Here is a 13,188-nt window from a genome sequence, read left to right as displayed (position 1 = left end):
GCACCGCCTCGGCGTACCTTCTCAGTGCACTGCCGCCAGCAGCTCCCGGGTGTAGTCGGTGTGCGGCGCGGCGAACAGTCGGTCCCGGTCGGTGGACTCCACCAGCCGGCCCCGGTGCATCACCGCCACCCGGTCGCAGAAGTGCCGGACCACGGCCAGGTCGTGGGAGACGAACAGGAAGGCCATGCCGAGGCGTTCGCGCAGCTCCATCAGCAGGTTGAGCACCTGCGCCTGCACCGAAACGTCGAGGGCCGAGACCGGTTCGTCCGCGATGATCAGCCGCGGCTGGGGCGCCAGGGCCCGGGCGATGCCGATCCGTTGGCGCTGCCCGCCGGAGAACTCGTGCGGGTGGCGGTCCAGGTGCCCGGCGTCCAGTCCGACCTGCTCCAGCAACTCGACGGAGCGGTCCCGCCGTTCGGCCGCGGTCAGCGGGGTGTGCAGGCGCAGCGGGGTGTCGAGGGTCTGGGCGACGGTGCGGCGCGGATTGAGCGAGGCGTACGGGTCCTGGAAGACCAGCTGGATCTCGCGGCCGAGCCGGCGCCGCAGCTCCCGGTCCGGGCGGGTGATGTCCTGGCCGTCGTACGACACCCGGCCGCCGGTGGGCCGCTGCAGGCCGGCCAGGACCCGCGAGGTGGTGGACTTGCCGGAGCCCGACTCGCCGACCAGGCCGACCGTCTCGCCGGGCGCGATCCGCAGGCCCACGCCGTCGACCGCCCGGACCGGCTCGGCCCGCAGCCCGGGGCAGCGTTGCAGGCCGGGGAAGCGCTGCTGCCCGGGGAGGCGTTGCAGGCCGGAGAGGCGCCGCCGCCCGGGGAAGTGCACGGTGAGGTCGTCCACCTCGACCAGCCACCGCGCGGGCCGCTCGACGACCCTCGGCCGGAACGAGCGGTGAGGTGATGGATCGTCAACTGTCGGAAGTGCCGTGCCGGGTACGGAGTCGAGCCGGAGCGCCGCTCCCACCAGCGCCCGGGTGTACGGCTCGCGCGGCGCGGCCAGCAGGTCGGCGGTCGGCGCGGACTCGACCCGGACGCCGCCGCGCAGCACCAGCGTGCGGTCCGTCGTACCGGCCACCACGCCCAGGTCGTGGCTGACCAGCAGTACCGCCGTGCCGTGCTCGCGCTGCAACTCACCCAGCAGGTCGAGGACCTGCCGCTGGACGCGGGCGTCCAGGGCGGTGGTCGGCTCGTCGGCGATCAGCAGCTGTGGGTCGTTCATCAGCGCCATCGCGATCATCGCGCGTTGCCGCATCCCGCCCGAGAACCGGTGCGGGTGGTCGCCCGTCCGGGCCGCCGGGATGCCGACCCGGCCGAGCATCTCGACCGCCCGCCGACGGGCTTCGGCGCGGCCCGCCCCGGGGTGGTGCAGGCGGTACATCTCGGCGAGTTGGGCGCCGACGCCGTGGAAGGGGCTGAGCGAGGTGAGCGCGTCCTGGAAGACCAGGGCGGCCCGGCCGCCCCGTACCGCGCGCAGCGTGTCCTCCCCGGCGCCCACCAACTCCTGCCCGCCCAGCCGGATCGAGCCGGTGACGGTGGTGGTGCGCGGGTCGTGCAGGCCAAGGACGGCGAGGCCGACCGTCGACTTGCCCGAGCCCGATTCGCCGACCAGGCCGAGGACTTCACCCGGGGCGAGGTCGAAGGAGAGCCCCCGGACGGCGGTGACCGGCGGGCCGCCGCGCGGGTCGGCGAAGGTGACGGTCAGGTCGCGGACGCTCAGCACCGGTTCGGCCGTGCTCCCGTCGAAACCCGGCGTGGCACCCAACGTCGCACCCGGCGCGGCACCGCCGGCGCCGACACCCGCGGCAGTGGCAGTGGACCCCGTGACAGTGGACTTCATCGAACCGTTCCCCTCAGCTCAGCCGGACACGTGGGTCGAGCCAGGCCACCGCGAGGTCGGCCAGCACGACGAACAGCACCACGAAGCAGGCGGCCAACAACACCGCGCCGACGACGGCGGGCAGGTCCTGCCCGGCGACGGCCTGTGCGGCGAACCGCCCGACCCCGTTCAGCCCGAACACCGTCTCGGTGATCACTGCCCCGCCGAGCAGCGCCCCGGCTTCCAGCCCGAGCAGCTGCACCAGCGGCCCGGCGGCGCCGCGCGCGGTGTACTTGAGGTGGGTGCGCAGCCGCCCGAGCCCCTTGCCGCGGGCCGTGCGGACGTACTCCTCGTTCATCGTCTCCAGTAGCTGTGAGCGCGAAAGCCGGGCGAAGACGGCCGAGTTGACGAAGCCGAGGACGAGCCAGGGGAGCAGCATCCCGCCCGCCCAGGCCGCCGGGTCCTCGGCCGGCGGGGTGTAGGAGGGCAGCGGCAGCAGGCCGGTGGAGTAGACCAGGAGCCACTGGGCGATGTAGCCGAGGAAGTAGATCTGGACGCTGGCGCCGACCAGGGTGAAACCGGAGAGCAGCCGGTCGGTCCGCCGTCCGTGCCGCAGCGCGGAGACGAATCCGGTGCCGAGGCCGAGCACCAGCAGGACGGCCAGCGCCCCGGCGGTCAGTGAGAAAGTGACCGGCAGGTGGTCGGCCAGGGCCTCGCCGACGGGCTGGTGCAGCCGGTAGGAGTAGCCGAGGCAGGGTGCGGCGCAGTGGATGGTCGAGCCGTCCACGTCGTCGATGTCCCGCCCGGCGACGATCCCGGCCAGGTAGTCGGTGTACTGGGCGACGAGCGGCTGGTCCAGGCCCATGCTCCGGCGCACCGCTGTGACCTGTCCGCTGTCGCAGCGCGGGCCGCAGGCGGCGCGGGCCGGGTCGGCGGGCGCGGCGTAGAAGAGGGCGAAGGCGGCGGCGGAGACCGCGACCAGGACGGCGAGGGCCTGGGCGGTCCGCCGCAGGACGAAGGAGAACATGGCCGATCCGGGGGTCGACGTGGCGGGGGGCGGGGGAAAGGGGGCAGAGGAAAGGCGGGAGAGGGAGCGGGGAGAGTCGGGCCCGCCCCCGCCCAACGGCGGGAGACGGGAGCGGGCCGGCCGCTCGGGGCGCTGGGCCTTCAGGACTTCAGGTACAGCCAGGCCAGCGACACCGTCCCGTAGATCGGGTGGATGAACGCCCCGCCGACGTTGCTGCCGTGCAGCTGGCTGACGGTCGGGTAGGCGAGCGGCAGTACCGGCAGGTCCTTCATCACCGTCTGCTCCAGCGCGTACAGCTCCTTGGCCTTGGCGCGCGGCTCGCCGATCCGGTTGATCCGGTCGATCTCCGCGTCCACCACCGGGTTGCGGTAGCGCGCGGAGTTGATGTCGCTCCCGGCACGCCCGTCGAAGGAGAACGGGACCAGCGTGGACGGGGTGGGCCAGTCGACCGAGGAGGTCTCCTCGAACAGGTCGTACGGGGAGTCGGCGCGGTGCACCTCGTCCAGGAAGGCCTTGGGGTCGATCGGCTTGGGCACGACGGTGATCCCCGCCTTGGCGAAGCCGTCCACCAGCACCTGCGCGACGCGCTGCCCGTTCGGTGTGTTCCTGTACGCGTAGGTCAGGCTGCCCGGGGCCTGCCCGGCCTTGGCGAGTTCGGCCCTGGCCGCCTCCGGGTCGCCCTCGGGCTTGGCCGGGTACAGGTCGTACTTCTCCCAGTCGATCAGCGCGGGCGAGCTGAGCGTGGTGGCCAGTTCGCCGGTGCGGGCGCCGCCCTGGACCTGGCGGGCCTGCCGGCGAGGGTAGGCCAGGTGCAGCGCCTTGCGGACCTCGACGTCCGGCACCCGCTCGTTGTTGATCACCAGCTGGGTGACGAAGGCGCCCTGCCGGCCGGAGACGACCAGTTCCTGGGCCTTCGGGTCGGTGTCGGTGGTCTGGTACAGCTCGGGGGAGAGGGGGTCGGCGGCCGTGGTGGCGTCGGCGCCGCCGTCCCGTCCGGAGAGGATCTCCTGGTTGAGGTTGAGCGCCTCCTTGCCGTACGTGAAGACGAACCTCTCCGGGTACTGGCTGCGGATCGGGTCGGTCTCGGGCTTCCAGGCCGGATTGCGCTCCAGCACCATCCGGGTGTTCTGGACGTGCTCGACGATCCGGTAGGGCCCGGTGGCGAACGGCTGCCGGTCGTAGTCCATTCCGGTGTCCTTGTCCCGGCGCACCGGTGAGGAGGAGGACTGCGCGGCCATGTACGGAACGTCGGCCTGCGGCTGCGGGAAGTGGAAGACGACGGTGCGCTCGTCCGGCGTCTCGATCGCGGCCAGGTCACCGTCCTGCGGGCCCGCGTACTCGGCGCGCGCCGCCTCGTAGTCGGCCGCGCCGGTGAGCCACTGCGGCCAGTACGGCGGACCGACCTCGTAGCCCTTGCCGAAGGTGCGTTCGATGCCGTACTTGACGTCCTGGGCGGTGATCGGCTTGCCGTCCTCCCAGGCCACGCCCGGCTTGAGCCGGTACGTCCAGGTGTGGCCGCCGTCGGTCGGGGTGCCGGTGTCGGTGGCCAGGTCGCCGACCAACTTGGCCTTGCCGTCGACGATCTGATACTGCGTCAGCTGCCGCCCCCAGAGCAGCGAGGCGTTGTAGGTGGCGCCCGCGTAGACCTTCTGCGGGTCGAGGTGGCGGAACTCGACGCTGTTGTACACGTTGACCGTGCCGCCCGCGCGGGCGCCCGGGACGGCGGGGGCGGGCCCGGTGCTCTCCTGCTCGGTGCCGAGCGCGGCGGTCAGCGGGGAGGTCTCCTTGGCGGAGGCCCCGGGGCCGGCGGAGCCGGTGCTGCCCGCGCCGGCCGAGCAGGAGGTCACCAGCAGGGCGGTGGCGATGACGGCGAGGGACGGTCGGGTCCAGCGCATGGCGAATCTCTCCTCACCCCGGCGGATCGCGCCGGGAGGGCTCGGGTGACGAATGAGGACGAACGGGAGGGCGTGATGAACGGGAGGGGGTGATGAACGGGAGGGGGCGATGAACCGACCGGGGCGAACCAGGAGGGGCCGGGCGGCTCAGCGGGCGCCGGCCCGCGGGTCCAACGCGTCCCGGACGGCGTCGCCGAGCAGGTTGAAGGCGATCACGAACAGCAGCAGCGCCACCCCGGGGAAGACCAGGTACGTCGGGTCGGCCCGGAAGACCTCGGAGCCGCGCGAGATCATCCGTCCCCAGTCCGGGACGGGCTCGGCGATGCCGACGCCCAGGAAGGACAGCGCGGCCTCGGAGGCGACGTAGGTCGGCACCGCCATGGTGGCGTGCACCAGGAGTTGCGACCGCACGTTCGGCAGCAGTTCGTGGACGACGACGTGCCGGCGGCCCGCACCCTGGGCCCGGGCGGACTGCACGAAATCCCTTTCCCGGAGCGAGCGCACGGCGGCCCGCAGGGAAAGCGCGAGCGGAATCCAGCCGAACGCGGAGAAAACCAGGACCAGCACCAGGAACTGCATCCACTCCGGTTCCGCGGTGCCCGGATCGACCAGTCGGGACTCGATGACCGGGCCGAGCGCGAGCAGCAGGAGCAGCGTCGGAAAGGCCAGCAGCACATTGGCGAGGAATCCGAACAGCCGGTCCGCGATTCCGCCGAGATAGCCGACCGCGACACCGACCAGGACGCCCAGGGCGGTGGTCGCGGCGGCGGCGGCGAAGGCGATGAGCAGCGAGGTGCGGATGCCGTACAGCAGCTGGGTGAACACGTCCCGGCCGAGGCCCGGTTCCAGGCCGAACCAGAAGTCGCCGGAGATCCCGCCGTTCGGCAGCATCGGCAGGCCGCCGTCGCTGAGCAGGCCCGGAGCGTTCTGGCCGTAGTGCTCGACCGGGTTCCTCCCGTACAGCGCGGCGATCAGCGGGGCCGCCGCGGCGAGCAGCAGGAACAGCAGCACGACGGCCAGCGCGGCGGCGCCGACCCGGTCCCGCAGGAGTCGGCGGAGCAGGCTCGGGGCCGCGGTGGTCGCGGGCCCGGCCGCGCGGACTGGGACTGTGTCGACCACTGCCATGAGGCGTGACTCCCGAATTCTCCGCCGCCCCGTGGGTGGGGGTGCGCTGGTGTGCATTTCCGGTACGGCCTCCGAGGGTTTCCCGGGGGCCGTTCGAGCGCCATTTGATCGGATGCGTCCGACGTTCCGCAAATCACTTCCGCCGACTCTTCGGGGAATTCCTGCGGGACTGTTTCGGGGAATGTGGCGGCTTCATTTCACCGAAACAACGGCGTTGCAGAGGAACGGACATATCCCACCGAACCGGACCGACCGTTCCGCATTCTGAGACCTCCGCCACAGTCCCTCCGATGTTGGTACGATCCCGGTGGGCTGCGACTGGCGCGTAGGGATGGAATCAACCATCGGGAAGCGGCCTCGTGAAACCTCATGTGAAGTTGCCGAGCGCCTGGGCCATCCGCAATCCCCACCAGGAGACCGCCTTGGCCCAGCAGCCCCACACCGCCGCGACCCCCGCCGCCGACACCGCCTTCCGCAGCGCCCTCGACGTGGTCGCCGGCGTCGAACCGCGGATCGCCGCCGCCATCGGCCGGGAGCTCGCCGACCAGCGCGCCTCGCTCAAGCTGATCGCCAGCGAGAACTACGCCTCCCCGGCCGTCCTCCTCGCGATGGGCAACTGGCTCAGCGACAAGTACGCCGAGGGCACCGTCGGCCGCCGCTTCTACGCGGGCTGCCGCAACGTCGACACCGTCGAGGCCATCGCCGCCGAGCACGCCCGCGAGCTGTTCGGCGCCGACCACGCCTACGTCCAGCCGCACTCCGGCATCGACGCCAACCTCACCGCCTTCTGGGCCGTCCTCTCCCAGCGGGTCGAGAGCCCGGCCCTGGCGCGGGCCGAGGTCCGCAACGTCAACGACCTCACCGAGGAGGACTGGGCGCAGCTGCGCCACGAGCTCGGCAACCAGCGCATGCTCGGCATGTCCCTGGACACCGGCGGCCACCTCACCCACGGGTTCCGCCCCAACATCTCGGGCAAGATGTTCGAGCAGCGCAGCTACGGCACCGACCCGGTCACCGGCCTGATCGACTACGACGCGCTGCGCGAGACCGCCCGCGAGTTCCGCCCGCTGATCATCGTGGCGGGCTACTCCGCGTACCCGCGGCTGGTGGACTTCCGCACCATGCGCGAGATCGCGGACGAGGTCGGTGCCACCCTCATGGTCGACATGGCGCACTTCGCCGGCCTGGTCGCGGGCAAGGTGCTGACCGGCGACCACGACCCCGTCCGGCACGCCCACATCGTCACCACGACCACCCACAAGTCCCTGCGCGGCCCGCGCGGCGGCATGGTGCTCTGCACCGCCGAGCTGGCCGAACACGTCGACCGCGGCTGCCCGTTGGTGCTCGGCGGCCCGCTCTCGCACGTGATGGCCGCCAAGGCCGTCGCCCTCGCCGAGGCCCGCCGCCCGGAGTTCCAGGCCTACGCCCACGCCGTCGTCGACAACGCCCGGGCGCTCGCCGAGGGCCTGCTGCGCCGCGGCGGCACGCTGGTCACCGGCGGCACCGACAACCACCTCGTCCTCGCCGACGTCTCCGGCTACGGCCTGACCGGCCGTCAGGCCGAGGCGGCGCTGCTCGACTCGGGCATCGTCACCAACCGCAACTCCGTCCCGCAGGACCCGAACGGCGCCTGGTACACCTCCGGGATCCGGATCGGCACCCCGGCCCTCACCACCCGCGGCCTCGGCGTCGCCGAGATGGACGAGATCGCGGAGCTGATCGACACCGTCCTGCGCGCCACCACCCCCACCACGGCCGCCAACGGCACCCCGTCCAAGGCCGGCTACGTCCTCGACCCGGCCCTGCGCGACGCCACCGCCAAGCGCGCCGCCGACCTGCTCACCCCGTACCCGCTCTACCCGGGCGTCGACCTCGCCTGACACCCGCCGGGACGGCCGGGACGGCCGGGACACCGGGACGCCGGCCGCACCGGCAGCACCGGGAACGCCGGGAACGCCGACAGCACCGGGAACGCCGGGGACTCCCTGGTCACCCGGAACGCCCCGAGAACCCCGAACGCCCGGGGCCGCCGGCACCTCCGCCGTCGGCCCCGGGCGACACCCGGCCCCAGCGCCGCGGCTAGTACTGCAGCGACTTGTACTGCAGGAACTCCTCCAGCCCGTGCCGCCCCAGTTCGCGCCCGAGGCCGGAGTTCTTGTAGCCGCCGAAGGGGGCGAGGGGGTTGAAGCGGCCGCCGTTGAGGTCGACCTGGCCGGTGTCGAGGCGGCGGGCGAAGGCGGCGGCGGTGTCGGTGTCGCGGGCCCAGACGCCGCCGGCCAGGCCGTACGGGGTGCCGTTGGCGAGCTCGACGGCGTGGTCCTCGTCGCGGTAGGCGAGGATCACCAGGACGGGGCCGAAGACCTCCTCCCGGGCGACCGCCATCTCGGGCGTCACGTCGGCGAGCACGGTCGGGTGGACGTAGAAGCCGGTGGGCAGTTCGGCGACCGGCTCCGAGCCGCCGACGACCAGCCGGGCGCCCTCGGCCAGCGCGCCGTCGATGTAGCCGCGCACCCGGGCCAGCTGCTCGGCGTTGACCACCGGGCCGATCCGGGTCTGCGGGTCGGTCGGGTCGCCGGGCACGTACTGGGCGGCGGCCTTGGCGGCCCGCGCGACGGCCTCCTCGTACTGGTCCTCGTGGACCAGCAGGCGGGTCCAGGCGCTGCAGGTCTGACCCGAGTTGGCGAAGACCCCGGCGACGTTGGCCTTGACCGCGCGGGTGATGTTGGCGCCCGGCAGCACCACGTTGGCCGACTTGCCGCCCAGTTCCAGGGTGACCCGCTTGAGGTCCCGGCCGGCCGTCCCGGCGACCTGCCGGCCGACGGCGGTGGAGCCGGTGAACGAGACCACGTCCACCTCCGGGTGGGCGACGAGCGCCGCGCCCGCCGTCTCCCCGGTGCCGGTGACCAGGTTGAACACACCGGCCGGGAAGCCGGCCTCGTGCACCAGCCGGGCGAACAGCCGGGCCACCAGCGGGGTGTCCTCGGCCGGCTTGAGGACCACCGGGCAGCCGGCCGCCAGGGCGGGGACGACCTTGGCGACGATCTGGTGCAGCGGGTAGTTCCACGGCGTGATCGCCGCGACCACCCCGGCCGGCTCGGCGTGCACCACCGAGTTGCCGATCCGCTCCTCGAAGGGGTACTCGGCGAGCAGGGTCAGATAGGTGGTCGCCACGGTCAGTGGCAGTCCGGCGTGCACGGCGGCGGTGAAGCCGACCGGGGCGCCCAGCTCGGCGACCACCGTCTCGGTGATCTCGTGCTGCGCGGCGGCGAGCCCGTCCCGCAGCCGGGTCAGCAGGTCCAGCCGCTCCTCGCGGGTGGTCGCGGCCCAGCTCCGGGCGGCCCGGCGGGCCGCCGCCACCGCCGCGTCGACGTCGGCCGTCCCACCGGCCGGCACGGTGGCGAGCACCTGCTCGGTCGCGGGGTTCAGCACGGCGATCGAACCGGGGTCCCCGGAGGGCCGCCAAGAGCCGTCGATGTACTGGTCGCCGTACTCCGCGTACTCCTGCACCGAGTTGTCCTCTCATAGGCTCAGCCGCTTGACCGACAGCGCTAGTCGGAGGCCAGTCAAAACGGCCGGGCGGCGGCGCGCAAGAGCCAATCCGGACCGGCAGAATTGCCGGTCACCGCGGGGCGAACCCGCGCGGTGCACCCGTCGAACGGCTCCATGCCCACCTCGGCGCGCCGTTCGTCCAGCCGCCCCGGCACCTCGCCGTACGGGCCCTCCTGCCGAGGGCCGCCCCGCCCCCACGCCGGGCGCGGACGTCGACACGAAGATCATCCGGCGGGCGGTGGCGCGCCGGCCCCGAGCGGGTCATAGTGGATTCACGCTCGGGATCCGCGGCGTTCACCCTCCGGCGGTTCCGTGACGGTTCCGGAAACTCCCCACACCAAGACCTCCACACGGTGGTCGGTGCGCAGGTACATTGCAGTGAACTCAGCGGCGGGGGTTTAAAGCTGACGACGCTTCGACGTGCGCGCGCACGGTCGGGTCGGCGCGTTCTGCGACCGGTCCGGAACTCCTGCTTCCCCTGAGGTCCGGTGAGAGATCCACAGGCCCACCCGTGCCCCGAAGGAGCTTCCCATGACCGACACCGCGTCCCCGCGCGAGTCGCAGCACGCCGCCGCCCCGGCGAGCCTGGACGACGTCCCGGGGTGGTTCTGGGACCACGACCGGCATTCCTTCGAATGGTTCCTGGGGCGCCAGGAGAAGGCCGGTGTCACCGGCGACCTGCTGGAGATGGGTGCCTACCTCGGCCGCAGCGCGATCGTGATCGGCGAGCACCTCCGGCCCGGCGAGACGTTCACCGTCTGCGACCTCTTCGACTCGGACGCGCCCGACGAGGAGAACGCGGCCGAGATGGACATGTCCTACCGGAAGACGCTGACCCGCGAGGCCTTCGAGAGCAACTACCTCTCCTTCCACGACAAGCTGCCGGAGATCATCCAGGCGCCGACCTCCGTCCTGTCCCGCGGGCACATACCCGTCGGCGCGTTCCGTTTCATCCACATCGACGCCTCCCACCTGTACGAGCACGTCGTGGGGGACCTCCAGGTGGCCCGGGTCGCCTTGCAGGAACAGGGCGTCGTCGTGCTGGACGACTACCGTTCCCAGCACACCCCGGGCGTGGCGGCCGCGACCTGGGAGGCCGTGTTCAACCACGGGCTGAAGCCGATCCTGCTCACCGAGTGCAAGTTCTACGGCACCTGGGGGGACGTGGAGCCGTTCCAGCGCGAGCTGCTGGACCGGATCGACCTCGCGGCCGGCTGTCAGCTGAGCAGCGAGACCGTCAACGGACGCCAGGTGCTGCGCATGACCGGTGACTCGGAGGGCATCGCCCGCTTCCGCGGCTCCCGCCACCAGGGGCGACTGGCCGCCGAGGCGGCCCGACGCGAGGCCGAGCAGTCCGCGACCGAGGCCCGCAGGGCGCTCCGGTCGGCCCACGACGAGGCCGCCGTCGACCTGGCCGCCCGACGGACCCGGGCCGCCGAGGCGCGCCGCCCCGTCAACGTCGCCAAGCGCGCCGCCCGGGACCTCCTGCCGCCGGTCGTCACCTCCGCCATCCGCCGCGCCCGCCGCGGCTGACCGGGACGCGAGCCCGCCCCCGGACGACCCGGACGGCCGTGCGGGCCCGGTAGGCGCACCGCCCCCTCGTCGCACGACCCCGGAGACGCCGAAGGGCCGGTCGGAAACATCCGACCGGCCCTTCGGCACGTCACGCGTTGCGGCGGCTCAGACCCGCGAGGGCTCGCCCGCCTCGACCGGGGCCGGGGCGTCCTGCTCGTCCGCCATCTCCCGGCGGACGGCGGCCAGCGAGGGGTTGGCCCAGGCGCTGGCGACGCCCCAGTAGTAGAACGCGAGCCCGATCGCGGCCACGATCAGCAGGTCCCAGCCCTCCGGCAGGTAGCCGTGCCCGCCGAAGTCGCTGCTGCCGGCCCAGGAGACACCGGCCATCACGAACAGGTAGGCGACCATCCAGGCGCCGGCCGCGAGGTGCGGCTTCAGCTCGGCGAACGGCTTGCGCAGCTCGTACCAGGCCCAGATCGGCAGTCCGGCGGCCATCAGCAGGATGACCTTGCCGGTGAGCGGCCAGCGGGCCCAGTACAGCACCAGCGAGCCGAAGACCATCGCGACCGGGGCGATGACCGGCATGGCGCGCAGCCGGACCGGGCGCGGCAGGTCCGGGGCGAGGCGGCGCAGGGCCATCACGGCGACCGGGCCGGTGATGTACGAGATCACGGTGGCCACCGAGACGATCTCGGCCAGCGAGCCCCAGCCGCGGAAGACCGCGAGGAACAGGAAGGCGACGACCAGGTTGAGCACCAGCGCCGGGCGCGGGATGCCGGTCTTGGCGTCGACCTTGCCGAACAGCTTCGGCAGGTGGCCGTTCTCCTGCACGCCGTGGATCATGCGCGAGGTGGTGGCGGCGTAGATCATGCCGGTGCCGGAGGGGGAGACGAAGGCGTCCGCGTAGAGCAGGATCGCCAGCCAGTTGATGCCCCAGGCGATGGCCAGGTCGGCCAGCGGCGAGGTGTAGGAGAGGCTGCTCCAGCCGCCCGAGAGGTCGGCGGCCGGGATGGCGCCGAGGAAGGCGATCTGCAGCGCGACGTAGATCACCAGGGCGATCAGGATCGAGCCGATGACGGCCTTCGGCAGCGACTTGCCGGGGTTCTTGGCCTCGCCGGCCAGGTTGAGCGGCGACTGGAAGCCGTTGAAGGCCCAGACGATGCCGGAGACCGCGACGGCGGTGAACACCGCGCTCCAGCCGTTCGGCGCGAAGCCGCCGGGCTCGGTGAAGTGCGCGGTGTCGAAGTGCGCGAGGAGCAGCGCGCCGGCGGTCAGCGTCGGCACGACGACCTTGAAGACGGTGATCGCCGTGTTGGTCTTGGCGAACAGCGTGATCGCGAACCAGTTGAGGGCGAAGTAGACCAGCAGCAGCACGCTGGCCAGTGCCACACCGCTGAGGGTCAGTTCCTGGCCGTTGTAGAGCCCCTTGGCCCAGCCGAAGTGCCAGGAGCTCATGTACTGGACGGACGCGGTGGCCTCGCCGGGGATGACCGAGACGATGGCGATCCAGTTGGCCCAGGCCGCCAAGTAGCCGGCCAGCGAGCCGTGCGAGTACTGGCCGTACCGGACCATGCCGCCGGCCTTGGGGAACATCGAGCCCAGCTCGCTGTAGGTGAGGGCGATGGTCAGCGCCACCGCGGCACCGATCACCCAGGCGAGGATCGAGGCCGGCCCGGCGAGCTTGGCGGCCCGCTCGGCACCGAACAACCACCCGGATCCGATGATCGACCCCAGCCCGACCGCGGTCAGGCTGATGGTGCCGAGCGATCGGCGGTAGTTCTGGTGAGACGCCGTCGAGGATTCGGGCTCACTCAACGTATCGGTCCTTTCGCTCGGGGCTCATCGGGTGGTGTCGGTGTTTTTGCTGTTTTGAGTCGGTATTCCGGACAAACGCACAGCAGCTTATGGTCCGAAAACGGGCGAATACCTCAGAGGAAGCTCAAACTGTTCGATCGTTGCCATCTCGTGTCCGGTTTCCGGACCGGCGGGCCCCCGCGAAGAGACCGGCGCCACACCGCCACGGGGTGGCGATCGGTGGTCGGCCGGAGGTGCGGCGGGGAAAAAGGAAATTCCCCGTGGGTTCCTTTCGGATCCCACGGGGAATTCGGCTGTGTCCGAGGGGGGACTTGAACCCCCACGCCCGATAAAGGGCACTAGCACCTCAAGCTAGCGCGTCTGCCATTCCGCCACCCGGACAGGGTGTGTGCTCCGGGGGTTTTTCTCTCGCCCCCTCGGCGACAGAGAGAACATTACCAGGGTTCTGGA

General features: G+C 72.2%; 8 protein-coding genes, 1 tRNA gene and 1 riboswitch. Of the genes, 2 read left to right on the top strand and 7 right to left on the bottom strand.

Going from position 1 to position 13,188, the window contains the following annotated elements; genetic code table 11:
• Positions 1-21 precede the first annotated feature (21 nt).
• The 4 genes from ABTY56_RS04405 to ABTY56_RS04390 all read right to left on the bottom strand — a co-directional run bounded on the left by ABTY56_RS04405 (position 22) and on the right by ABTY56_RS04390 (position 5,859).
• The gene (locus tag ABTY56_RS04405) at positions 22-1,833 is read right to left on the bottom strand and encodes a dipeptide ABC transporter ATP-binding protein (protein WP_350626418.1); all 1,812 of its coding nucleotides are present in this window, start codon (positions 1,831-1,833) and stop codon (positions 22-24) included.
• 13 nt (positions 1,834-1,846) lie between these two features.
• A complete protein-coding gene (locus ABTY56_RS04400) occupies positions 1,847-2,839 on the bottom strand; it encodes an ABC transporter permease (RefSeq protein WP_350626416.1) in 993 nt (330 codons plus the stop codon).
• Positions 2,840-2,979: 140 nt separating this feature from the next.
• The gene (locus tag ABTY56_RS04395) at positions 2,980-4,734 is read right to left on the bottom strand and encodes an ABC transporter substrate-binding protein (protein WP_350626414.1); all 1,755 of its coding nucleotides are present in this window, start codon (positions 4,732-4,734) and stop codon (positions 2,980-2,982) included.
• 147 nt (positions 4,735-4,881) lie between these two features.
• Positions 4,882-5,859: an ABC transporter permease gene (locus ABTY56_RS04390; RefSeq protein ID WP_350626412.1), complete on the bottom strand. Its 978-nt coding sequence runs from the start codon at positions 5,857-5,859 to the stop codon at positions 4,882-4,884.
• A gap of 304 nt (positions 5,860-6,163) precedes the next feature.
• A riboswitch (ZMP/ZTP riboswitch) is annotated at positions 6,164-6,260 on the top strand.
• A gap of 21 nt (positions 6,261-6,281) precedes the next feature.
• Between ABTY56_RS04390 and ABTY56_RS04385 the strand changes: the two genes are divergently transcribed.
• Complete coding sequence (locus ABTY56_RS04385; RefSeq protein WP_350626410.1) at positions 6,282-7,739, top strand: glycine hydroxymethyltransferase; 1,458 nt, start codon at positions 6,282-6,284, stop codon at positions 7,737-7,739.
• Positions 7,740-7,938: 199 nt separating this feature from the next.
• Here ABTY56_RS04385 and ABTY56_RS04380 read toward each other — a convergent pair whose 3' ends face one another.
• Entirely contained in the window at positions 7,939-9,366 is a 1,428-nt protein-coding gene (locus ABTY56_RS04380; protein ID WP_350626408.1) for an aldehyde dehydrogenase family protein, read from the bottom strand.
• Between the two features lie 573 nt (positions 9,367-9,939).
• On the opposite strand from ABTY56_RS04380, the gene ABTY56_RS04375 reads away from it, so the two are divergent.
• Positions 9,940-10,941: a class I SAM-dependent methyltransferase gene (locus ABTY56_RS04375; protein ID WP_350626406.1), complete on the top strand. Its 1,002-nt coding sequence runs from the start codon at positions 9,940-9,942 to the stop codon at positions 10,939-10,941.
• A 147-nt stretch (positions 10,942-11,088) separates the two neighbouring features.
• On the opposite strand, the gene ABTY56_RS04370 is transcribed toward ABTY56_RS04375, so the two are convergent.
• Both ABTY56_RS04370 and ABTY56_RS04365 read right to left on the bottom strand, forming a co-directional pair.
• Complete coding sequence (locus tag ABTY56_RS04370) at positions 11,089-12,738, bottom strand: APC family permease (protein ID WP_350626404.1); 1,650 nt, start codon at positions 12,736-12,738, stop codon at positions 11,089-11,091.
• Positions 12,739-13,034: 296 nt separating this feature from the next.
• Positions 13,035-13,119: transfer RNA gene (locus ABTY56_RS04365), tRNA-Leu, on the bottom strand.
• Positions 13,120-13,188 lie beyond the last annotated feature (69 nt).

It is taken from the genome of Kitasatospora sp. NPDC097691 (genome assembly GCF_040302665.1).
Taxonomy (GTDB): Bacteria; Actinomycetota; Actinomycetes; order Streptomycetales; family Streptomycetaceae; genus Kitasatospora.
This window is presented reverse-complemented; position numbering and strand designations above follow the sequence as displayed.

What these genes read in the sequence shown, in the direction of transcription:
- ABTY56_RS04405 (WP_350626418.1), bottom strand. Translation starts at nt 1,833, where the DNA reads ATGAAGTCCACTGTCACGGGGTCCACTGCCACTGCCGCGGGTGTCGGC.
- ABTY56_RS04400 (WP_350626416.1), bottom strand. Translation starts at nt 2,839, where the DNA reads ATGTTCTCCTTCGTCCTGCGGCGGACCGCCCAGGCCCTCGCCGTCCTG.
- ABTY56_RS04395 (WP_350626414.1), bottom strand. Translation starts at nt 4,734, where the DNA reads ATGCGCTGGACCCGACCGTCCCTCGCCGTCATCGCCACCGCCCTGCTG.
- ABTY56_RS04390 (WP_350626412.1), bottom strand. Translation starts at nt 5,859, where the DNA reads ATGGCAGTGGTCGACACAGTCCCAGTCCGCGCGGCCGGGCCCGCGACC.
- ABTY56_RS04375 (WP_350626406.1), top strand. Translation starts at nt 9,940, where the DNA reads ATGACCGACACCGCGTCCCCGCGCGAGTCGCAGCACGCCGCCGCCCCG.